Source organism: Microbacterium sp. (assembly GCF_031178445.1).
Taxonomy (GTDB): domain Bacteria; phylum Actinomycetota; class Actinomycetes; order Actinomycetales; family Microbacteriaceae; genus Microbacterium.
In genome coordinates this window covers 204,034-224,555 of record NZ_JAPSIY010000002.1, presented here as the reverse complement: position 1 = coordinate 224,555, position 20,522 = coordinate 204,034, and the positions used below count along the sequence as shown (strand labels likewise).

At 69.7% G+C, this 20,522-nt stretch carries 19 protein-coding genes; 8 read left to right on the top strand and 11 right to left on the bottom strand.

Translation table 11 applies throughout. From position 1 onward, the window contains the following. Nucleotides 1-2: 2 nt before the first annotated feature. Genes RIN43_RS03925 through RIN43_RS03915 form a run of 3 tightly spaced genes read right to left on the bottom strand, consistent with a single transcriptional unit; the run spans nucleotide 3 to nucleotide 2,001 of the window. Nucleotides 3-665 carry a DNA alkylation repair protein gene (locus tag RIN43_RS03925; RefSeq protein ID WP_309127575.1) on the bottom strand — a complete coding sequence of 221 codons (663 nt, stop codon included), beginning with the start codon at nucleotides 663-665 and terminating at the stop codon, nucleotides 3-5. A 42-nt stretch (nucleotides 666-707) separates the two neighbouring features. Then, a complete protein-coding gene (locus RIN43_RS03920) occupies nucleotides 708-1,664 on the bottom strand; it encodes a permease prefix domain 1-containing protein (protein WP_309127574.1) in 957 nt (318 codons plus the stop codon). Between the two features lies 1 nt (nucleotide 1,665). Beyond that, nucleotides 1,666-2,001 (bottom strand): helix-turn-helix transcriptional regulator, encoded by a 336-nt coding sequence (locus RIN43_RS03915; protein WP_309127573.1) that lies wholly within the window; start codon nucleotides 1,999-2,001, stop codon nucleotides 1,666-1,668. An 88-nt stretch (nucleotides 2,002-2,089) separates the two neighbouring features. On the opposite strand from RIN43_RS03915, the gene RIN43_RS03910 reads away from it, so the two are divergent. Both RIN43_RS03910 and RIN43_RS03905 read left to right on the top strand, forming a co-directional pair. Then, nucleotides 2,090-3,106, top strand: coding sequence for a GNAT family N-acetyltransferase (locus RIN43_RS03910; RefSeq protein WP_309127572.1), 1,017 nt, complete (start codon nucleotides 2,090-2,092; stop codon nucleotides 3,104-3,106). A 119-nt stretch (nucleotides 3,107-3,225) separates the two neighbouring features. Further along, nucleotides 3,226-4,209, top strand: a complete 984-nt coding sequence (locus RIN43_RS03905) for an o-succinylbenzoate synthase (protein WP_309127571.1) — start codon at nucleotides 3,226-3,228, stop codon at nucleotides 4,207-4,209. Nucleotides 4,210-4,301: 92 nt separating this feature from the next. Here the strand turns inward: RIN43_RS03905 and RIN43_RS03900 are convergent, their stop codons facing one another. Next, nucleotides 4,302-4,934 (bottom strand): TetR/AcrR family transcriptional regulator, encoded by a 633-nt coding sequence (locus RIN43_RS03900; protein ID WP_309127570.1) that lies wholly within the window; start codon nucleotides 4,932-4,934, stop codon nucleotides 4,302-4,304. Nucleotides 4,935-5,046: 112 nt separating this feature from the next. Between RIN43_RS03900 and RIN43_RS03895 the strand changes: the two genes are divergently transcribed. The 3 genes from RIN43_RS03895 to RIN43_RS03885 all read left to right on the top strand — a co-directional run bounded on the left by RIN43_RS03895 (nucleotide 5,047) and on the right by RIN43_RS03885 (nucleotide 10,737). Beyond that, nucleotides 5,047-7,869 (top strand): MMPL family transporter, encoded by a 2,823-nt coding sequence (locus tag RIN43_RS03895; protein WP_309127569.1) that lies wholly within the window; start codon nucleotides 5,047-5,049, stop codon nucleotides 7,867-7,869. Continuing rightward, nucleotides 7,866-9,911 carry a YhgE/Pip family protein gene (locus RIN43_RS03890; protein WP_309127568.1) on the top strand — a complete coding sequence of 682 codons (2,046 nt, stop codon included), beginning with the start codon at nucleotides 7,866-7,868 and terminating at the stop codon, nucleotides 9,909-9,911. The genes RIN43_RS03895 and RIN43_RS03890 overlap by 4 nt, the downstream gene beginning before the upstream one ends. A 223-nt stretch (nucleotides 9,912-10,134) precedes the next feature. After that, on the top strand, nucleotides 10,135-10,737 hold the full coding sequence (locus tag RIN43_RS03885; protein ID WP_309127567.1) for a 2'-5' RNA ligase family protein: 603 nt from the start codon (nucleotides 10,135-10,137) through the stop codon (nucleotides 10,735-10,737). Between the two features lie 164 nt (nucleotides 10,738-10,901). Here RIN43_RS03885 and ccsB read toward each other — a convergent pair whose 3' ends face one another. From ccsB to RIN43_RS03860, 5 genes are all read right to left on the bottom strand, one after another. Further along, on the bottom strand, nucleotides 10,902-11,879 hold the full coding sequence (gene ccsB / locus RIN43_RS03880) for a c-type cytochrome biogenesis protein CcsB (protein WP_309127566.1): 978 nt from the start codon (nucleotides 11,877-11,879) through the stop codon (nucleotides 10,902-10,904). A gap of 1 nt (nucleotide 11,880) precedes the next feature. Next, the gene (locus RIN43_RS03875) at nucleotides 11,881-13,623 is read right to left on the bottom strand and encodes a cytochrome c biogenesis protein ResB (RefSeq protein WP_309127565.1); all 1,743 of its coding nucleotides are present in this window, start codon (nucleotides 13,621-13,623) and stop codon (nucleotides 11,881-11,883) included. Next, nucleotides 13,604-14,386 carry a cytochrome c biogenesis CcdA family protein gene (locus RIN43_RS03870; protein WP_309127564.1) on the bottom strand — a complete coding sequence of 261 codons (783 nt, stop codon included), beginning with the start codon at nucleotides 14,384-14,386 and terminating at the stop codon, nucleotides 13,604-13,606. Before RIN43_RS03870 ends, RIN43_RS03875 begins: the two co-directional genes overlap by 20 nt. Next, nucleotides 14,383-15,033, bottom strand: coding sequence for a TlpA disulfide reductase family protein (locus RIN43_RS03865; protein WP_309127563.1), 651 nt, complete (start codon nucleotides 15,031-15,033; stop codon nucleotides 14,383-14,385). The genes RIN43_RS03870 and RIN43_RS03865 overlap by 4 nt, the downstream gene beginning before the upstream one ends. An 85-nt stretch (nucleotides 15,034-15,118) precedes the next feature. Next, complete coding sequence (locus RIN43_RS03860) at nucleotides 15,119-15,583, bottom strand: MerR family transcriptional regulator (protein ID WP_309127562.1); 465 nt, start codon at nucleotides 15,581-15,583, stop codon at nucleotides 15,119-15,121. A 59-nt stretch (nucleotides 15,584-15,642) separates the two neighbouring features. Between RIN43_RS03860 and RIN43_RS03855 the strand changes: the two genes are divergently transcribed. Beyond that, the gene (locus tag RIN43_RS03855) at nucleotides 15,643-16,533 is read left to right on the top strand and encodes an NAD(P)/FAD-dependent oxidoreductase (protein WP_309127561.1); all 891 of its coding nucleotides are present in this window, start codon (nucleotides 15,643-15,645) and stop codon (nucleotides 16,531-16,533) included. Nucleotides 16,534-16,539: 6 nt separating this feature from the next. Here the strand turns inward: RIN43_RS03855 and RIN43_RS03850 are convergent, their stop codons facing one another. Further along, nucleotides 16,540-17,163: a histidine phosphatase family protein gene (locus tag RIN43_RS03850; RefSeq protein WP_309127560.1), complete on the bottom strand. Its 624-nt coding sequence runs from the start codon at nucleotides 17,161-17,163 to the stop codon at nucleotides 16,540-16,542. Between the two features lie 84 nt (nucleotides 17,164-17,247). Here RIN43_RS03850 and aspS point away from each other — a divergent pair, with 84 nt between their 5' ends. Beyond that, nucleotides 17,248-19,029: an aspartate--tRNA ligase gene (gene aspS / locus RIN43_RS03845; RefSeq protein WP_309127559.1), complete on the top strand. Its 1,782-nt coding sequence runs from the start codon at nucleotides 17,248-17,250 to the stop codon at nucleotides 19,027-19,029. A 114-nt stretch (nucleotides 19,030-19,143) separates the two neighbouring features. Here aspS and RIN43_RS03840 read toward each other — a convergent pair whose 3' ends face one another. Beyond that, nucleotides 19,144-19,962, bottom strand: a complete 819-nt coding sequence (locus RIN43_RS03840) for a TSUP family transporter (protein ID WP_309127558.1) — start codon at nucleotides 19,960-19,962, stop codon at nucleotides 19,144-19,146. Between the two features lie 26 nt (nucleotides 19,963-19,988). Between RIN43_RS03840 and RIN43_RS03835 the strand changes: the two genes are divergently transcribed. After that, nucleotides 19,989-20,504: a GNAT family N-acetyltransferase gene (locus RIN43_RS03835; RefSeq protein WP_309127557.1), complete on the top strand. Its 516-nt coding sequence runs from the start codon at nucleotides 19,989-19,991 to the stop codon at nucleotides 20,502-20,504. Nucleotides 20,505-20,522 lie beyond the last annotated feature (18 nt).

The following is a 20,522-nucleotide window of genomic DNA, read 5'->3' as shown; positions in this document are numbered from 1 at the left end:
GCCTATTCCGGCAGCTTCGCCCTCGCCTCACGCCGGACGGATGGCGCCAGCCGATCACCCATCCTGTCCAAGAAGCCGCGCACGGCGTCAGGCGCCGCGGCTCCGGCGTGTTTGAGCGCAATGCCGACCGGCTTCGCGACGAGAGGGTCGCGATCGTCGGCGAGAAGCTCGGCCAGCCGCAGCAGATCGGCGATGCCATCGGCGTGCGGTGGACGGGTGTACGCCAGCGGTGCCGTCATCGCCGTGCGGCGGCGCAGCGGGTCGTATGCGGCGGCGAGTTCGAAGAGCGGCTGCCGGGAGCGGTCGCGCAGGAACATGCCCACCACTCGCGGAGCGGAGCGGTCGACCATGTCCCAGGAGTCGATGCTGTCGTGTCGTCGCAGGTACAGCTCGTACCGCTCCTCGCGCTCCGCATCCGTCACCCGCGGAGGGCGCACCTGGAAGTCCAGCACGCAGAACGCCGCCAGGCGCGGCTCGTAGTCGTGCTCGTCGAGCAGCCGCTCCACCTCGTCGAGCGGCATCCGGCTGTGCGTCTTCGCGATGTCGAAGACCGTTCCCATCCGCACCCCGAGCACTCCCCCGTCACCGCCGTAGTGCCGATTCGGGTGTGCGCCGGGATCGGCGACGGAACGCAGATCGGCGAGGACGGCGGCCGCGGTGCTCATCGCACCAACGTACCGCCGTCCCTGTGCGTTCTGGTGGCTCGTTCAGCCGCGCAGCCGTGCGCGACGGGCTTTCAGGAAGCCGTCGATCGCATCCCAGGCGCAGACTCCTGCGATTCCGATCCCGGTGAGCGCGACCAGCACGGCGCCGGCATCACTGTTGACTCCGTTGCCGGTTATGGCGACGTCGACGAACTCGGGGTTGAACAGCACGCCGCGGCCCAGCGCAGTGAGACCGAGGCTCAACACGCACACCGCGACGGCGGCGTTGATCCAGGCGAGCGCGCTCGTCCATCGGCCACGGGCGTGCACCGCCATCGCGACCGCCGCTTCGGCGGCCATCAGCACGAACAGCGCACCGATCCCCCATGGCCACAGGCCGGGGTTGATCATCGAGATCGGTTCGCCTTCCGTCGGCACGAATCCGCGGAAACGGTCCCAGAGCAGCGCTCCCGCGAAGATCGCGAGCATCACCAGCGACGCGATGAGGTCCGCGCGCCCTGTGCCGGGCTGCTGCTGCTCGGGCAGCTGGTCGACGCTCCACCGCACACCGGTGTCGGCGCCGGTCCGCTCCAGCACGAAGAACACCAGCGTCGTCCAGAAGGCGATGTGCACGACGACGGAGAGGGCGACGGCGATGCCCTGCCCGATGATCTGTCCGACGCCCGCCCCGCCTATCGCCTGCGCGATCGCGACGCCTGCGAACGCGCAGGCGGGCACGATCGCGATCAGCAGCTTGAGCAGTCGCCACCAGGTGAGGAAGTACTTCGGGCCGATCAGGTGCAGCGGGCGATCGGCGTAGCCCGCGGCGAGGATGCCGGGGTCGCCGAGGTCGGTCAGCACGGCCCGTTCGGCTGCTTCCTGCGGCTCCCCCTGGTGTGTGCGGGCCTCGACGGCATCCGCGATCGACGCCTGCAACTCGTCGCGCACCTCCGGCTGCAGCTCAGGCGGAAGGCTCTTGACGGTCGCGGCGATGTAGCGGTCGGTCAGGGTGGCGGTCATGTCAGTTCTCCTCTTCACGGAGTGCGGCGGTCGCGGCGGCGATGGCCGCGACCTCCTGGGTCATGGTGGCGGCGAGGCGGATCCCTGCCTCGGAGGTGCGGTAGAACTTGCGCGGGCGCGCCTCTTCCGTGTTCCATTCGCTGTCGAGGTAGCCCTGCTTCTCGAGCCTGCGCAGCAGCGGGTACAGCGTGTTCGCGTCGGTCGGGAAGCCCGCGGACGCCAGCTGCTCGAGCAGGCTGTATCCGTAGCCGGGAACGCGCAGCAGCTGCAGGCTGGCGAGCACGATGGTGCCACGCCGCAGTTCCTGCAGGTGGCCATCGAAATCGGTCTCGTTCATGCACGAAACTATATTGTGTCTCGCACACTATAGTCAAGCGCACATCGTTGTTCAGCGCGAGCCCTCTCGCCCAGTGCAGGATGAGAGCATGACCGCCCCTGAGATCGCGCGCATCGACCCGGCCGACTCCCGCGAGTTCGACGCTTGGTGGGACGCCTACGCCGCCGCCCGACGAGACGACATGGGCGAGAACGCGCTGATCTGGTCACGCGAGGAGGCACGAGCAGAGCTGCAGCAGGCCTCCGCGACGATGGAGCGGCGCGCCTACCTCGCGCGGAGAGACGGTGTCGTCGTCGGCTCGGCTTCGCTGGCGCTTCCGCAGAAGGACAATCGCCATTCCGCGTCGATCGGAGTCACAGTGCCCCGAGCGCATCGGCGTGGGGGCGTCGGGTCGGCCCTGCTCGCGCACGTCGAGGCCGCGGCGGCGGATGCCGGTCGGCGCACACTTCGGGCCGAGACGTCCTGGCCGGCGTCCGCGACCCCCGACGGCGCCGGCGCACCAGGCCGCGAGTTCGCCCGCCGCCACGGCTACGACCTCGCCCTGGGCGATCTGCAGAACCGGCTCCGGCTTCCCGTCGCCGGCGAGATCATCGACGAGTTGCTGGCCGAGGCGCCGGCAGCCGGCTACACCCTTCGCAGCTGGGTCGGCCCGGTGCCCGAGGAGTTCGTCGCGGAGTGGGCTGCGCTGGACGCGCTGCTCGACACCGAGGCGCCGACCGGCCGGCTCGACATCGAAACCGCATCCGCCGAGGTCGACGACTTCCGCGCCGATGAGGCGCTGCAGGGTCGCCAGGGGCGCACGTCGTTCGGCACGATCGCCCTGGCTCCCGACGGACGCATCGCCGCCTACACCCAGGTCGTCGTCTCGAGCGAGGACGGCAACGCGTATCAGTGGGGAACGCTCGTGCGCCGCGAGCATCGCGGTCATCGGCTCGGACTGCGAGTGAAGCTCGAGAACCTGCGGATGCTGCAACGGCACTCCCCTGAGGCGCCTGCGATCCACACGTACAACGCCGAGTCGAACGAGCACATGCTGGCCGTCAACGCCCGCCTGGGCTTCGAGGTGACCGGCCGGCTGGGCGAGTTGCAGAAGCGACTGGCCTGACGGCCGGACTCTGAAGGACGATCGCACGTCTGAAGGACGATCCGGCCCGGACCATCCTTCAGAAACGCATCCGTCCTGCATTGCTCTGCGGCGAGCGACCGCCGGGGCATGATGGACGCATGCTCCCCGCGCTCGCAGACCTGATCGCCACCGCTCGCGTCGTCTCGCTGCCGATGCACACGCGCTTCCGAGGGGTGGACGTGCGCGAGGCCCTGCTGTTGCAGGGACCGCAGGGGTGGGCCGAGTTCTCCCCCTTCACGGAGTACGCGGATGCCGAGGCCGCGACCTGGCTGCAGGCCGCGATCGACTTCGCCTGGAACGAGCAGCCCGCGCCCCTGCGCGATCGGATCCCCGTGAACGCGACCGTGCCCGCCGTCGCCGCGGCCAGGGTGCCCGACGTGCTGGCCCGGTTCGACGGATGCCGCACCGCCAAGGTCAAGGTGGCCGAACGCGGTCAGGTGCTGGCCGATGACGTCGCCCGCGTGCGCGCTGTGCGCGAGGCCATGGGCCCGGAAGGCCGCATCCGCATCGACGCGAACGGCGGCTGGAACGTCGATGAGGCCGAGCACGCGATCCACGCGATGGGCGAGTTCGACCTGGAGTACGCGGAGCAGCCGTGCGCGAGCGTCCCGGAGCTCGCCGAACTGCGGTACCGGGTCAAGCACAAGGGCATTCCGATCGCCGCCGACGAGAGCGTGCGCAAGGCGGACGACCCCCTCGCCGTCGCGCGCGCGGGTGCGGCGGACCTGCTCGTGATCAAGGCGCAGCCGCTCGGCGGTATCAGCAGGGCCCTGGCGATCGTCGCGGAAGCCGGGCTGCCCGCCGTGATCTCGAGCGCTCTCGACACCGCGATCGGGCTGTCGCAGGGCGCGGCGCTCGCAGCCGCCCTTCCAGAGCTCGAGTACGACTGCGGTCTCGGCACGGCGTCACTCTTCGCCGACGACGTCGCGGAGGCGCGGCCCGCGGGCGGATATCTCTCCGCGGAGCGGGTGACCCCCGACACCACAGCGCTGGATCGACTGTCGGCGCCCGCTGATCGCCGCGACTGGTGGACGGCTCGTCTCGAGCGCTGTCACGCGCTGCTGGCGGCATCCGAGGTCTGAGCGACGATCGCGGCATCCGAGGCCTGAGCGACGATGGCGGCATCCGAGGCCTGAGCGACGATCGCGGCCGCCAGGCCGATACGGCTGGTCGATCAGCTGTCAGCCGGTGCGATGATGAGCTGGACCAGCTGGCCGAGCGCCTCGGCTCCGGCCCGATGCAGCCTCTCCCCGTCATAGCCGGAGACTGCGGCTCGCGCCATGCAGCCCTCCCACTGGACCATCAGCATCTGAGCAGCCTGAGGCACGCCGATGCGCAGGGCGAAGAGCCCGGAGTCGACGATGCCCTGGATGATCTCCTCGATGCTGGCGATCATCGCCTGATCCTGGGCGCGGTAGGCCGCGCCGAAGCTCTCGTCGCGCAGCGCGTGGATGCGGATCTCGCTCATCATCAGCACGCCGAGGCGATCGTCGATGCCGGAGTCCATGATCCGCTGCACGAGTTCGATCGGATCGGCGTCTCCAGTGAGCACCCCGGAGGCGACGAACTCGTCGATGCGACCGCGCACCGTCGCCAGGCGCTGCTCGGCGACGGCCGAAGCGAGCTGCAGGAACAGTTCGTCCTTGCTCTCGAAGTTGGAGTAGAACGCCCCGCGGGTGAACCCCGCGCGTTCGCAGATGGCCTCGACGCTGGCGCCCTCGAGGCCCACTTCGGCGAACAGCTGGGACGCGGCTTCCAGCAGACGAGCACGGGTGTTCTCGCGCCGCTTCGTCACGGGGATCGTCATGCCCTCACCTTCACACGCGGCGCACAGGTTCGTTTCGCCGACTCACCGTAGGATACACATATGTATCGGATACACTTCTGTATCCATTCTCAGCCGTCGCCTCGGAGGTCGTGTGTCCACTTTCCTGTCGTCGCTCGGGCGCTGGTCGTTCCGACACCCGTGGCGTGTGCTCGTCAGCTGGCTCATCGTCCTCGGCATCGCCGGAGCCGGCGCACTCGTGCTCGGCTCTGGAACCGACAACACGTTCTCGATCCCCGGCACCGAGTCGCAGGCCGGTCTCGAGCAGCTCGAGCGCACCTTCCCGCAGGTGAGCGGCACGAACGCGCAGTTCATCGTGGTGGCCGCGGAGGGCGATGACATCGCCGAAGCCGCCTACCGCGACGAGATCGAGGACGTCGTCGACGAGCTCGGCGGTCTCGACGACGTGCTCGCGGCCACCTCGCCGTACGACGAGAACATCGACGGCATGATCAACGACGAGCACGCGGCGGCGATCGTGCGCCTGCAGTTCGACGGCCAGTCCACCGACGTGTCGGATGAGACCAAGAGCCGACTGCAGGGCATCGTCGACGAGCTCGAAGGCGCGTTGCCCGACGGCTCGCAGACAGCGCTCGGCGGCGATCTCTTCGCCATGTCGATCCCGACCGTCACGCTCACCGAGGCGGTCGGCCTGCTCATCGCCCTGCTCGTGCTGATCGTCACCTTCCGCTCGTTCGTCGTCGCGGGGCTGCCGCTTCTGACAGCAGTGCTCGGCGTCGGCATCTCGATGGCCGGCATCTTCGCCGCCACGGCTTTCGCCACGGTGTCGTCGACGACCCCTCTGCTGGCGCTGATGCTGGGCCTGGCGGTCGGCATCGACTACGCGCTGTTCATCATGGCCCGCCATCAGGACCAGGTACGCGCCGGGGTCGATCCCGAGGAGTCCGCCGCACGATCCGTCGGCACGGCCGGGTCGGCGGTGGTCTTCGCCGGTGTCACGGTTCTCATCGCCCTTATCGGGCTGGGGTTCGCCGGCATCCCGTTCCTGACGACCATGGGCATCGCCGCGTCGGTCGCCGTCGCCATCGCGGTCGCCATCTCGATCACCCTCACCTCCGCCTTCCTCGGCTTCATGAAGGGGCGTGTGGCGGGCAGGCCGCGCAAGACGCGGAAGAAGGCGGATGCCGCGCATCGGCCGGGCTTCGCGGCGCGCTGGGTCTCCGGTGTGACGCGCCGGCCCGCGCTCGTGACCATCGCGATCGTGCTGGGGCTCGGGATCGTCGCAGTGCCCGCCCTCAGCCTGAACCTCGCGCTGCCGAACGCCGGGGTGCTGCCGAAGCACTCCGAGGCGCGGCACAGCTACGATCTCACCGCCGAGGAGTTCGGCCCCGGGTTCAACGGCCCGCTGATCCTCACCGGCACGATCGTCACCTCGACCGACCCACTGAACCTCATGCAGGAACTCGGCGAGGAGGTCGAGCAGTTGCCAGGCGTACGGGAGGTGGCGCTGGCCACCCCCAATGAGACCGCCGACACCGGCATCGTGCAGATCATCCCGGAGACCGCGCCTGACGACCCGGCCACCTCGGAGCTCGTGCGCGAACTGAGAGAGCACCACGACGAGTGGCTCGACGAGTACGGGATCGATCTCAAGGTCACCGGTTTCACCGCCGTCGCGATCGACATCTCCGACCAGTTGGGTGCCGCGCTCCTGCCCTTCGGCGTGTTCGTGATCGGCCTGTCGCTGATCCTGCTGGCCGTCGTCTTCCGCTCGATCTGGGTGCCGATCACCGCCGCCGCCGGGTACCTGCTGTCGATCGTGGCCGCCTTCGGAGTCGTGGCGGCGGTGTTCGAGTGGGGCTGGTTCGCCGACGCGCTGCACGTGGCCAGAACCGGGCCGATCATCAGCTTCATGCCGATCGTGCTGATGGGCGTGCTGTTCGGGCTCGCCATGGACTACCAGGTCTTCCTCGTGTCGCGCATGCGTGAGGACTACGTGCACGACGCCGACCGGCACGACCCGGCGACGCGCCGAAAGGCTGCGATCCGCGCGGTGCGCACGGGCTTCTCCGGCACGGCGAGGGTCGTGACCGCCGCGGCGCTGATCATGTTCGCGGTCTTCGTGGCGTTCGTGCCGGAGGGAGACTCCTCGCTCAAGCCGATCGCGCTGGGCCTCGCAGCGGGCATCGCCATTGACGCGTTCCTCGTGCGGATGACGCTGATCCCGGCCGTCATGGCCATCCTCGGCGACCGCGCCTGGCGCATCCCGCGCTGGCTCGAGCGCGTCCTGCCGCACGTGGACATCGAGGGCGAGGCTGTAGAGCGCGAACGCGCCCTGGCCGGATGGCCGGGCGATGACAGCGTGGTCGCCGCCGACGATCTCTCCCTGGATGCGGCGGGCATCGCGGGCGCGCACCTGAGGCTCGCACCCGGCGGGACGCTCATCGTCACCGGTGCCCGCCAGCGCACGCTTCGCACTCTCGCGCTGATGATCGCCGGCCGGGTGAAGCCGGACGCCGGGATGCTGCGCGTCGCAGGTCATCTGCTTCCCGGTCGCGCGGCGTGGGTGCGCGCCCACGTCGGCATCGCCCTGCTGGGGGACACCGCTGACGGTGAGCAGATCGCCGAGGCGCTGCGTGGCCGCTCCAGCCTCGTCGTGCTGGACGGCGTGGACCGGCTGACGCAGGCCGAGCGCGATCAGCTCGCCGCTCGGCTGCGCGACACCGGCGAGCAGACCGCCGTGCTCGCCACCGCCGTCGACGCCGCGTCCGCTCGCGCGCTCCTGGTCGATGCCGGCCGGCGTGCGGCATCCGTCATCGACCTGCGCGACCGCGCCGACTCCCCCGCCTCCCGTCCGGACCCCGCGACGGCGACGCCCGCAGCACGGGATGCCGACGACAGCGCGGGCTCTCAGCACTCGAACGAAAGCTCCGACAGCTCCGAGGTGAACGCATGACCCTTCCCATCGAACGCGCCCGCTCGCGCCGGCCCATCACGTGGCTGACGATCATCGGCGTGCTGCTGCTGCCGGCGGTGATCGGCGGCATCCTCGTCGCGGCGCTGCAGAACCCGACCGAGCGATTGGACTCGATGACGGCGGCGGTCGTCAACCTCGACAAGCCGGTGACCATCGACGATCAGTACACGCCACTCGGCCGCCAGCTCGCGGCGGGCCTCGTCGACGGCTCCGACGAGTTCGACTCCAACCTCACCTGGGTGATCTCGAACGAGGACGACGCCGCCCAGGGGCTGGCCGACGGCACCTACCAGGCGATCGTCACGATCCCGAAGTCGTTCTCCGCGGATGCCACGTCGTCGGGCACCGCGCTGCAGGACGGCGATGCCTCCGCCGAGCAGGCCGAGATCACCGTCACCACGCCGCCCGACGGACGCGTCGCGGACGATCTCATCACCCAGCAGATCGCGTCAGTGGCGGCATCGACCATGGGCACCATGCTCAGCGAGGCGACCGTGGGCAACGTACTCGTCGGCTTCGCCACGATCGGCGACCAGATCGGCGACGCCGCCGACGGCGCGTCGCAACTGGCGGACGGCGCCAAGGACGCCGCCGCCGGTGCGGGCGCGATCCCCGACGGGGCGAGCAGACTCGCCGACGGAGCGGGCGAACTCTCCAACGGCGCCTCGCAGCTCGCCGGCGGCCTCGACACCATCGCCGCGAAGTCGCGCGAGGCCGGCACCGGCGCATCGCAGCTCGGACAGGGACTCACCGCGGGAGCCGCTGCCCTCGAGCGCGACGGGATCGTGCCGAGTCAGCTGATCGAGGCGGCGAACGGCGCCGAGCAGGCGACGGCCGGAGTCCAGCAGGCCGCTGACGGAGCCAAGCTGGCCACCGCAGGAGTGCAGCAGGGAGTCGGCGGGCTCGCAGAGCAGCTGGCCGCCCTCAAAGCTGACTGCGACCGCGCCGCCACTCCCGGCTTCTGCACGCAGCTCGATCAGGCGGCGGCGACCGCGAGCGGACTGGTCGAGCCGTCGACCCAGGCGGCGCAGGCGGCCGCAGCGGCAGCTCAGTACGCGGCGCCGGCGGCGCAGGCGGCCTCCGGCACGGCAGACGGACTCGCTCAGCTGAGCGCCGCAGCACCGAAGGCCATCGCCGGCCAGATGCGCACTGCCGGCTCTGCGGCGACGCAGCTCGGCTCGGGGCTGGGCCGACTCGCGGACGGCGTCGGCCAGTCGGCCGTCGGCGCCAGAGGACTCGCCGCCGGGGCGACCCAGCTCGGCGACGGCGCGACGGCTCTCGCTGACGGCGCGGGCGAGCTCGCCACCGGCCTGGACACCCTCGCCAGCGGCACCGGCGACCTCGCCGACGGGCTCGAGACCGCATCCACATCGCTGCCGTCATTCGACGACGAGCAGTCGACCTCATTGGCGTCGGTCATCGCCGACCCGGTGAAGGCCGCGGGAGCGGGATCGAGCATGTTCGGGCCGACCGCCATCCCGCTGCTCTCGGCGGTCGTGCTGTGGTTCGGCGCACTGGCGTCGTTCATCGCGCTGCGGGCGGTGCCGGGCAGCACCCTGACCTCGCGCCGTTCGTCGATCGGCATGGTGCTGCGCGGGTTCTGGCCGGCTGCCGCTATGGGCGCCGGGCAGGGCATTCTGGTCTCGCTCATCGTGCAGATCGTCGCGGGCTATGACGCGTCGACGTGGTGGGGCTTCGCCGGACTCGCCGTGCTCGCTGGGATCGCGTTCGCCGCCGTCAACCAGGCGCTGGTGGCCGTACTCGGCGGCATCGGGCGCTGGATCAGCGCGCTGATCGGCGTCGTCGCCGTCGCGACCGGCCTCATCTCGACGATTCCGGGGTGGCTCGCCGGCCTCGGCGCCGCGATGCCCACCTCCCCCGCCCTCAGCGGCCTGATCGAGCCGAGCGGCACAGCGGTCACAGGGCTCGTCGTATGGGCGGTGCTGTCGCTCAGCGCGGCGACGCTCGCGGTCGCCACCCGCCGCACGACCAGTGCGAGGGCGGTGCTCGCCGCCGCGTAGCATCCGGTCCGCGGGGTCGGCTCGCGCTGCCCTTCTCAACGACGTCTCGGTTCGCGTTGCTTATATCTGCTCGCGCGGCGCGGATTCACGCAGCGCGAGCAGGAAAGGCCAGCGTGACCGGTGCGAGACACAGCGCGAGCTGGTCACCCCGTTGCGCCGGCGTTCGCGGTGCGTGTCCGTCACGGACGGTACGGGATGCCGCGGCATCCGGTACCGTCGTCGGATGCCGCGCGACTTCATGACCGACCCAGGGCAGCTGCGAGACCTCGAAGGGCAGCAGTACCTCGTACTGCGTCCGACGGGCGCGGTGATGCACGAGTTCGATCGGGTGCAGGATGCCGCACGGCGGCGCCTCGGCGACACGGCGCGCTATCCGGGAGCCGCGCACGTGACGCTGCGCGGCCTCTACGAACCGCAGCGCGTCGACGAGGTGCGCGCGGTGGTGCGCGAGTGGGCCGCGGCGCAGCATCCGATCGACATCGTGTTCGAGGCTGTCGACTCGTTCCCCGCACCGTGGCAGATCGTCATCGCCCGACTGAAGCGCACGCCGTCGCTCGTAGGCGCCTACGCCACGCTGACCGAGGCCCTCGACCGCACCGATCTGCGGCGCATCGGCGAGCTGCCGCTCGACGACTGGACCTTCCACCTCTCAACGGTCTACGCCAAGCGGCTCGCGCCCGCAGAGTGGGAGGAGCTCGCCCGCGAGGTGAGCCGGGAGTACCCCGCCCCGCCCGCCGAGACAGTGGCCGAGGCGGAGTTCGTCACATATCACGACGGCACCGAGCACCGCGAGGTGTTCCCGCTCGGCGCTGCGGCATCCCTCTGATCAGCTGAACGCCGTTGCGCGTCCGGCCCGCGGCGCGCGTGAACAGGAGATTCGGCGAGAACAGGACAACGGCCGCACAGCGGACCTGTTTCACGCGAATCTCCTGTTCTCGATGCATGCCGTGGCGTGCGCGGGCCACACGCGCCGGCGAGCGAGACCCGCGCTCAGCTCAGCCCGGAATACGCGTGCAGACCCTTGAAGAACACGTTCACGATCGCGAAGTTGAAGATCACGGCCGCGAAACCGGTGATCGACAGCCACGCCGACGGCGTGCCCCGCCAGCCGCGGGTCGCGCGGGCGTGGATGTAGCCGGCGTAGAGCACCCAGATGATGAACGTCCAGGTCTCCTTCACGTCGAAGCCCCAGTAGCGGCCCCAGGCATCCTGCGCCCAGATCGCACCGGCGATCAGCGTGAAGGTCCAGAAGATGAAGCCGACCACGGCGAAGCGGTACGCGAGGTTCTCCAGTCGGGAGGCGTCAGGCAGTGTCGCAAGGAACCGCGGGCCCGGCTTGGCGGCCCCCTCGGCGACCCGGCGCTCCCGCCGCGTCTGCAGCAGCTGCATCACCGACAGCGCGAAGGCCAGGGCCAGCAGCGCCGTCGACAGCGAGGCGACGAACACGTGGATGATCAGCCACACCGACTTCAGCGGGTCGACCAGCGGCGTGACGATCACGTAGAAGTTGGCGGCGGCGGCGCCGAGCAGCACGACGACGAGGCCGGTGATGAACGTACCGAGGTAGCGCAGATCGATCCGGGTCAGCACCACCAGGTAGACCAGCACGATCAGCAGCGTGCCGATCATGGCGAACTCGTACAGGTTCGCCCACGGCACTCGCCCGGCGGCGAAGCCGCGCGTCAGCGTGGCGCCCAGGTGGAAGAGCCAGCCCAGCACGGTCAGCGCTGTGCCGATGCGGGCGAGCACGAAGCGCGGCTTCGCAGGCGTCTCGGATGCCGGGACCGGTGTCGCATCCGCATCCGCTCCCGCCGAGCCGGCAGCCACGAGCACCTTGGCCCCGGCGGTCACCTCCTCCACTGCCGAAGAGCGGCGCGCGAGGTCGAAGGCGTACGCGATGAACGCGCCGGCGTAGATCGCGATGGCGGTCCACAGCAGCAGGATCGACAGGTCATCGAGCGAGGTCATGTCAGGCTCCCTTCACGGGGTTCTCGCGACGCGGCGCGGCGTCGTCGAGCAGTCTTTCGTGGCCGCGGACGAGATCGTCCACAGCGGCGGCGAGGGTCGGGTCCTCGCCTCGGGCGAGTCCGGCGTACTCAAGCCGGATGCCGTCGTCGGATGCCGTCGCCTTGACCCACATGCGACGACGGGGCACGAACAGCGCGAGGCCGAGGCCCGCCAGCGCGAGAAGCGCGAAGGCGAGCACCCACGGCGCGGACTCGTCGTGGTGGATCTGCAGCGATACGTAGCGCTTGACCGACTCGGTGAAATCGGTGGCGCCCGCGGGCGACTCGTCTTCGAACGTCACCGTACCCAGGCCGTTCGGCAGGTCTGCCGTCTCGCCCGGCTGCAGCTGGATCGATTCGACGTCGGTTCCACGGCCCGCGAGCTTGGTCATGTCCTCGGTGTCGAGCACGTACACCGAGCGCGGCGTGCCGTCATCGATGCCCAGGTCGCCCTGGTAGACGTCGAGCGTCAGCAGCGGGATGTTGACGGCGCCGTGCGCGGAGGCGAAGGCACCGGTGTCGAGCTTGACCGCCGTCGGGTAGAAGAAGCCGATCAGGCCCAGCTGCTCGGGCATGCCGTCGGGGATCTTCACGACGCCGAGCGAGCTCATGCTGCTGTCCTGTGGCAGGAACTCGACGGGCTGACTGAGCAGCACCGTGCCCTCGGCGTTGCGCACGGTGATGGTGGGCGCGTAGCCGTTGCCGAGCAGGTAGACCTTGTCGCCGCCGACGCTGAGCGGGTGGTTCACCTCGACCGAGCCCTTGCGCGTCGAGCCGTCCGTCTCGCGCACGTCGAGGTTCGCCTTGAAGTTGCCGGCCTGGCCCGCGCCGGGCTTGCCGAACTCCTCGTAAGTGATGTCGAACGAGTCGAGCGTGAGCGCGTACGGCTGCAACGCGTCGTCGGGCACGAAGCGCCCGCGGTTGATCGAGTTGTAATCGAGCAGTGTGTTGACGAACGACTTGCCCTCGATCACGACCTTCTGCCCGGTGTAGGCGAAGCCTCCGCCCACGCCCACGGTCACGAGCACGCCGACCAGGGCGATGTGGAACAGCAGGTTGCCGGTTTCACGCCAGTAGCCTCGCTCGGCCGACACCGACCAGACACGACCCCTGCCCCGGCTCTCGGCGGAGTCGTAGCGGGCGACTCGGTAGCCGAGCGCCTTGAGCTGCTTCTCGGCGACGTCGATCGCCTGGGCCGCATCCTGCTCGGATCCCTCGCGCTCGACCGTCCGGTGGTCGTCCAGGCGGGCGAGGCGGGCGGGCGTGCGCGGCGGCTGAGCGCGCAGCGCCTTGAGGTGGTGCTTGATGCGCGGGATGATGCAGCCGATCAGCGACACGAACAGCAGCAGGTAGATGGCCGAGAACCATGGCGACAGGTAGACGTCGAACATGCTCAGGCTGTCGAGGATCGGGAACAGGTCGGGGTTGTCGGTCCTGTACTGGACCACGCCGTTGGGATCGGCCATGCGCTGCGGGAAGATCGAACCCGGGATGGCGGCGATCGCGAGGATCAGCAGCAGCACCAGCGCCACGCGCATGGAGGTCAGCTGACGCCAGCCCCAGCGCAGCCAGCCGACGAGACCGAGCCTGGGCTGGTTGATCTCGTCGTCGATGGAGTCGATGTGGTCCGACGGGCGCAGCGGATCGGATGCCGCCGAAGCGCCTTCGTTCTGCGGCTCGGGCCGCTCAGATCGGGAGGATGACACTGCTCATCACCGCCGTCAGTCTCGACATGATCTGGGTCCAGACACCGGTCAGCATCAGCACACCGAGCAGGATCAGCAGCGCGCCGCCAGCGATGTTGATGGCGCGGATGTGCCGCCGCAGGAATCCGACCGCCCGTGTCGCCCAGCCGAAGCCCAGCGCGAGCAGCAGGAACGGGATGCCGAGGCCGAGCGAGTAGGCGACGCCCAGGAGCGCAGCCCTGCCCGGGGCGCCGGCGTTGAACGAGAGCGCCACGATCGCCGTGAGCGTCGGGCCCATGCAGGGGGCCCAGCCAAGACCCAGGGCGACGCCGAGCAGGGGCGCGCCGACCAGTCCGGTCGTGGAGTTCACGTTCAGGCGCATCTCGCGCTGCGCGAAGCCGAAGAAGCCAAGGAAGACGAAGCCCATCGCGATGATCACGACGCCCAGGATGCGTGTGATCAGCTCGGACCACTCCAGCACGAAGGCCCCGACGGTGCCGCTGAGCGCTGTGATGCCGACGAAGACGACCGTGAATCCGGCGATGAACAGCAGCACGCCGAGCAGCATCCGACGCTTCGCGGCGACGTGCGTGAGCGTCGCGCCGCCGCTCGTCGACGTCGTGGATGCGGCGGTGCTCACGCCCGCCGCTCCCCCGATGAATCCGAGGTACCCCGGGACGAGCGGGAGGATGCACGGCGAGACGAACGACACCAGGCCGGCCAGCATCGCGAGCGGTATCGCGGCCCACAGGGCGCCGGCGCCGATGACCGCCTCGGGGTTCACGCCTTCTCCGCGAGTGCGGTCTGGACGAGAGTGGAGAGGATCGACGTGCCGTCGATCGGGCCGATGACGCGCGCGGCGACACGGCCCTGCCTGTCGAGCACGAGCGTCGTGGGCGGCGCCTGAATGGGCGTGACTTTCGCGAAGGCGAGCTTGGCCTCTCCCGTGTCGGCGTCGAGCAGGCTCGGGTAGGTGATGCCGTAGGTGTCGGCGAACGCCTTCGCCGTGTCGGCCTGGTCGTAGATGTTCACACCGATGAACTGCACGTCGTCGGGCTGATGCTTCTGCCAGACCGCTTCGAGGTCCTTCGCCTCCACGCGGCACGGCCCGCAGCCGGCGTACCAGAAGTTGACCACCGCGACCCGACCACGAAGATCGTCGCTCGAGAACTGCTCGCCGTGCTCGGTCACTCCGCCGAAGACGACGGGCTCGCCGCGCTTCTCGGCCGGGATCTCGACGACCCGGAAGTCCTCTGCCGTGTACGCCTTCTCATCGCCGTTCAGGAAGGCCTCGGTGGCGGGGTCGGGGGCGCAGGCACTCAGGCCGACGGCGAGCACCGCGGCGAGCGCGGCTCCGGCGGCACGCGAAGAACGGATGCTGCGGGAAGGGCGCCCGCTGCGGACAGACCGAGTCGTCGACGCGAGAGGCACGATGTCAGTGTATGCACGGGTTCCTATGGGTGAGCCGGAAGGGGTCGCGCCACTCCCCGCTCCCCTCGGAACGCCCACGCGGATGTCAGCTCATGCGCAGCGCGTTCGCCGGGACGCGCCCATGCGAGTGCTCGACGTCGGGCGCGGGGAAGCCGTCGAGCACGTCGATCACCTCCGCGCGAAAGCGCGGGCAGGTCGAGATGTCGTGCGCCGAGCATCGCAGGGCGTGCTCGGTCATCGCCTTCGAGTGCTGCATCTCGGCCATGCGCCGATCGAGATCGTCGAGGTGCGCCTGCAGCACCTCGTGCCGGCCTGACATGTCGCGCTCGAGCAGGTGCGCGATCTGGTCGAGGCTCATCCCCGACGCCTTGCTGCGCAGGATCACGGCGACCCGTACCACGTCGTCTTCACCGTAGCGTCGGCGTCCGGCGGCATCGCGCTGCGGGAACAGCAGCCCGACGGACTCCCAGTGCCGCAGCACGTTGGTGGGAAGCCCGAAGCGGCCAGCGACATCTCCGACGGACCAACGACTCGAAGGACTTGACTTCATGTTGACATGAAGTCACAGACTGATGCGAAACGCAAGCCCTACGCCTCCAGGAGGACAGAATGCTCGACCTCATCATCATCGGTGCCGGCCCCGCAGGACTGCAGGCCGCCCTGACCATCGGCCGGATGCATCGCAGCGCAGTCGTCATCGACTCCGGCGAGTATCGCAACGGTCCGGTGCAGCACATGCACAACGTGATCGCCAACGACGGCACGGCTCCTTCGGCCTTCCGGGAAGTCGCCCGCGGGCAGCTCGAACAGTACGACACTGTCGAGTACCGCCGGGGTTCGGTCGTGCGCGTCTCGCCCTCGGCCGACGGCTTCGAGGTCCGACTCGCTGACGGGTCCGTCGTGGCATCCAGCCGATTGCTGCTGGCCACAGGGATGGCCGACGATCTGCCGGCTGTTCCCGGACTTGCCGATCTCTGGGGGCTCCGCGCGTTCAGCTGCCCCTTCTGCGACGGCCACGAGTTCGCCGGGCGCCGCATCGGGCTGATCGCCGACAGCGCCCGCGCCGAACACGTGGTGCGGTTGCTGAAGCCGATCGTGAGCGGCGTCACCGTGTTCGATGACGGACGGCTGAACGACGACGAACGTGCCAGGCTCGAGGCGCTCGGCGCGGACGTGCACTCCACGCCCGTCGCGTCGGTATCGGCCGCCGACGACGGCGTCCGGGTCGACGCGGGGTCGCCGGTGGACGTCGCCGGACTGTTCGTCGCATCGGGCTCGGCACGTCAGCGTGCGCCGTTCGCCGAGCAGCTGGGTCTGCGGATGCTGCCGAGCGGCGCGATCGAAATCGACGATTTCGGCCGCACGTCGCTCCCCGGCGTCTGGGCGGCGGGCGATCTGGCGCACCGCGCGAGCATGCCCGGCGTGATGGCATCGGTCACGGTGGCGGCCTCAGCAGGCATGGTGGCCGGCGCCATGATCGTGCAGGAACTGTCGAGCTGAGTGCGCTCAGACCGCTCCGAGGTCGATTCCGGCCGAGGCCGGTTCGGCGTAGTCCACCTCGCGCCACACATCGCCCACGCGCTCGAACGACGTCACGCTCGACAGCGAGCAGCGGCGGGTGCGTGGATCGTGCCGAAGCGGCAGGCCTGCGACCGACAGATGGGTGATCCAGATGGGCGCCTGATGCGAGACGAAGACGATGTCGCCGTCAGCCGCCGCATCCCACCGCTCGTCCATCGCGGAGCGGATGCGCTCCGCGACCGCGACGTACGGCTCGCCCCAGCTCGGCAGCGACGGCCGGCGCAGGTGTCGCCAGTTGCGCGGGTCGCGCAGCGCGCGCCGCATCCGGGTGCCCTCGAAGACGTTGGTCGGCTCGATGACGCGCTCATCGAGCACGGCGGTGAGGCCGAACAGCTCGGTGAATGGCTCGGCCGATTCCTGCGTGCGCTCCAGAGGCGAACAGCGCAGCTCGGTCACGGGCCGGCCGAGGGAGAGGACGTGTCGCGCCGCGGCTTGCGCCATCCCCCTTCCGGCATCGCTGAGGTGATAGTCGGGCAGCCGACCGTAGAGCACCTGATGCGGGTTGTGCACTTCACCGTGGCGCACGAGATGCAGGCGGGACGCGGGCATGCGAGCGAGTCTAGCCAGAGTGGCGACGCGGGCCCGGCCCGTAGACTGGCTGGGTTCACCGTTCCCGATCAGAAGGAATCCTCCGTGCTTCGCACACACACGGCAGGCTCGCTGCGAGCCGAGCACATCGGTCAGACCGTCACCCTCTCGGGCTGGGTCGATCGTCGCCGCGATCACGGAGGCGTCGCGTTCATCGATCTTCGCGATGCTTCGGGCATCGCCCAGGTCGTCATCCGCGACGAAGAGGTGGCCCACCCGCTGCGCAGCGAGTTCGTGCTGCAGGTGAGCGGCGAGGTCTCGCGCCGGCCTGCCGGCAACGAGAACCCGAACCTGCCGACCGGCGAGGTCGAGCTGATCGCGACCGATGTCGTGGTGCTCAACGAGTCGGCGCCGCTGCCCTTCCAGGTCTCCAGCGGACTGGCAGAGAGCGACCCGATCGGCGAGGAGGTGCGCCTGAAGCACCGCTACCTCGACCTGCGTCGGCCCGCGCCCGCCGCTGCGATGCGCTTGCGCTCCGACGTGTACAAGGCGATCCGCGACGAGCTGCACGACCGCGACTTCGTCGAGGTCGAGACGCCGACTCTGACCCGCTCGACGCCTGAGGGCGCCCGCGACTTCCTGGTGCCCGCCCGCCTGCACCCCGGCAGCTGGTATGCGCTGCCGCAGTCACCGCAGCTGTTCAAGCAGCTGCTCATGGTCGGCGGCGTGGAGAAGTACTTCCAGATCGCGCGCTGCTACCGCGACGAGGACTTCCGTGCCGACCGTCAGCCGGAGTTCACGCAGCTCGACATCGAGATGAGCTTCGTCGACCAGGAGGACGTCATCGAGATGATGGAGTCGCTCATCGTCGCGATGTGGAAGACGATCGACGTCGATGTGCAGACTCCGCTGCCGCGGATGACGTACGCCGACGCGATGGCGAGGTACGGCTCCGACAAGCCGGACCTGCGCTTCGGCCTGGAGCTCGTCGAGGCGACCGACTACTTCTCCGAGACTCCGTTCCGCGTGTTCCAGTCGGAGTACGTCGGCGCGGTGCTGATGCCGGGCGGCGCGTCACAGCCCCGCAAGACGCTGGATGCCTGGCAGGACTGGGCCAAGCAGCGCGGCGCACGCGGCCTCGCGTACGTGCTCTTCAACGAGGACGGCACGCTGGGCGGGCCCGTCGCGAAGAACCTGTCGGAGGCAGAGCAGGCCGGCCTCGCCCAGCTCGTGGGAGCGAAGCCGGGCGACTGCGCCTTCTTCGCCGCCGGTGAGACGAAGGCCAGCCGGGCCCTTCTCGGTGCCGCGCGCGTCGAGATCGGCCGCCGCCTCGAGCTGCTCGACCCGAACGTCTTCGCGTTCACCTGGGTCGTGGACGCGCCGATGTTCGAGCCGGCGTCGGATGCCGTGGCATCGGGCGACGTGGCCGTCGGCGCCGGCGCCTGGACCGCCGTGCATCACGCCTTCACCGGGCCGAAGCCCGAGTTCGAGGACACCTTCGACACCGACCCGGCATCCGCCCTCGCCTACGCGTACGACATCGTCTGCAACGGCTCGGAGCTGGGGGGCGGCTCGATCCGCATCCACCGCGAGGACGTTCAGAAGCGCGTCTTCAACGTGATGGGGATCACCGACGAGCAGGCCGACGAGAAGTTCGGCTTCCTCCTCGAGGCGTTCAAGTTCGGCGCTCCCCCGCACGGCGGCATCGCGCTGGGCATGGACCGGGTGATGCAGCACCTGACGAAGACCGACTCGATCCGCGAGGTCATCGCGTTCCCGAAGTCCGGCAACGGCTTCGACCCGCTCACCGAGGCGCCGGGCACCATCTCGCCCGAACAGCGCGCCGAAGCGGGCGTGGACTTCGTCCCGGAGGACGTCGAGGCGTAACCCGCATCGCGCGCCCTCGGTTCTCGTCGACACCCCCTGCCGTGGACATCCCACAGCAGGGGGTGTCGGCGGTGAGGCGGGTGCCGGCCGCGGGCGGTGCGGGCGCGGGCCCGGTCAGCCCAGCAGTGGTGCGAGGTTCTCGTTCCAGACGTCGATGCCGAGCTTGCCGATCAACACCGTCACGACGACGAGGAACACCACGCGGATGAACGACGCGCCGCGGGAGATCGCCATACGAGAGCCCAGATAGCTGCCGGCGACGTTCGCCACTGCGAGGATGCCGCCCAGCAGCCAGAGCACGGATCCGTGCGGGATGAACAGCAGAAGCGCACCGGCGTTCGTGGCGAAGTTCACGATCTTCGCCTTGGCGCTGGACTGCAGGAAGTCGTAGCCGAGCAACGCCACCAGAGTGATCACCAGGAAGGTGCCGGTGCCAGGTCCGATGAGACCGTCGTAGAAACCGATCACAAGGCCTGCGGACCCGGCCGCGATGTGATGCCGATGTCCGTCGAATCGCAGTCTCGTCACGGTTCCCATCGCCGGCCGGAAGACCGTGAAGAACGCGACCGCGACAAGCGCCACGACGATGATCGGCTTGAAGACGGCGGCGGGCAGCAGCGTCGCCACCGCGGCGCCGGCGAACGAGCCGGCGAGAGCGACCAACGCCATCGGCAGCGCCGTCCGCAGGTCGGGCTTCGCGCGGCGATAGTAGGTCACGCTGCTCGTCGCCGTGCCGAACACCGAGGCGAGCTTGTTGGTCGCGAGCGCCTGCACGGGTGCGATTCCGGGGATGAGCAGCAGGGCGGGCAGCTGCAGCAGCCCGCCGCCACCCACCACGGCGTCGATCCAGCCTGCGCCGAACGCGGCGATGATGATGAGGACGAGCGTGCCCCAGGTGAGCTGCTCGAGGCCGACGAGAGCTCCGATGTCCATTCCCTCCAGGATGCCAGACTGAGAACATGCTCGACTCACTGCCCCTGCCGCATCCGCTTCCCGTGCGCGATGGCGACGGGCGTCTGCGGCGCGCTGCGGCAGACGATGCCGACGCGATCATCGCCCTGCTCGCAGACGACCTGATCAGCGCGTCGCGCGGCGACAGCGTCTCCGTCGATGACCGCCCGGCCTATGCCGCGGCGCTCGGAGAGGTCATCGGAGATCCCTCGAACGATCTGCTCGTCGTCGAGAGTGCGGGCGCCATCGTCGGCACCTTCCAGCTGACTCTGATTCCCGGTATGTCCCGCCGTGGCTCACGCCGTCTGCTGGTCGAGGCGGTGCGGGTGCGCGCAGATCAGCGTTCGGCGGGGCTGGGTTCGGCGATGATGCGCTGGGTGACCGATGTCGCGGCCCCCGGACTGGGGGCCTCCATCGTGCAGCTGACATCGGATGCGGCGCGCACCGACGCGCACCGGTTCTACGAGCGCCTCGGATTCACCGGTTCGCATCGGGGCTTCAAGTTCACCGTCGCGCCGCGCTGACCCGCTGCGGACCGCACG

Bases quoted from the DNA above. Each gene is read 5' to 3' on its own strand.
- RIN43_RS03910 (WP_309127572.1), top strand. From the start codon at position 2,090: ATGACCGCCCCTGAGATCGCGCGCATCGACCCGGCCGACTCCCGCGAG.
- RIN43_RS03925 (WP_309127575.1), bottom strand. From the start codon at position 665: ATGAGCACCGCGGCCGCCGTCCTCGCCGATCTGCGTTCCGTCGCCGAT.
- RIN43_RS03900 (WP_309127570.1), bottom strand. From the start codon at position 4,934: ATGACGATCCCCGTGACGAAGCGGCGCGAGAACACCCGTGCTCGTCTG.
- RIN43_RS03840 (WP_309127558.1), bottom strand. From the start codon at position 19,962: ATGGACATCGGAGCTCTCGTCGGCCTCGAGCAGCTCACCTGGGGCACG.
- RIN43_RS03850 (WP_309127560.1), bottom strand. From the start codon at position 17,163: ATGCCCGCGTCCCGCCTGCATCTCGTGCGCCACGGTGAAGTGCACAAC.
- RIN43_RS03920 (WP_309127574.1), bottom strand. From the start codon at position 1,664: ATGACCGCCACCCTGACCGACCGCTACATCGCCGCGACCGTCAAGAGC.
- RIN43_RS03890 (WP_309127568.1), top strand. From the start codon at position 7,866: ATGACCCTTCCCATCGAACGCGCCCGCTCGCGCCGGCCCATCACGTGG.
- RIN43_RS03905 (WP_309127571.1), top strand. From the start codon at position 3,226: ATGCTCCCCGCGCTCGCAGACCTGATCGCCACCGCTCGCGTCGTCTCG.
- RIN43_RS03885 (WP_309127567.1), top strand. From the start codon at position 10,135: ATGCCGCGCGACTTCATGACCGACCCAGGGCAGCTGCGAGACCTCGAA.
- ccsB (WP_309127566.1), bottom strand. From the start codon at position 11,879: ATGACCTCGCTCGATGACCTGTCGATCCTGCTGCTGTGGACCGCCATC.
- RIN43_RS03855 (WP_309127561.1), top strand. From the start codon at position 15,643: ATGCTCGACCTCATCATCATCGGTGCCGGCCCCGCAGGACTGCAGGCC.
- RIN43_RS03860 (WP_309127562.1), bottom strand. From the start codon at position 15,583: ATGAAGTCAAGTCCTTCGAGTCGTTGGTCCGTCGGAGATGTCGCTGGC.
- RIN43_RS03835 (WP_309127557.1), top strand. From the start codon at position 19,989: ATGCTCGACTCACTGCCCCTGCCGCATCCGCTTCCCGTGCGCGATGGC.
- RIN43_RS03915 (WP_309127573.1), bottom strand. From the start codon at position 2,001: ATGAACGAGACCGATTTCGATGGCCACCTGCAGGAACTGCGGCGTGGC.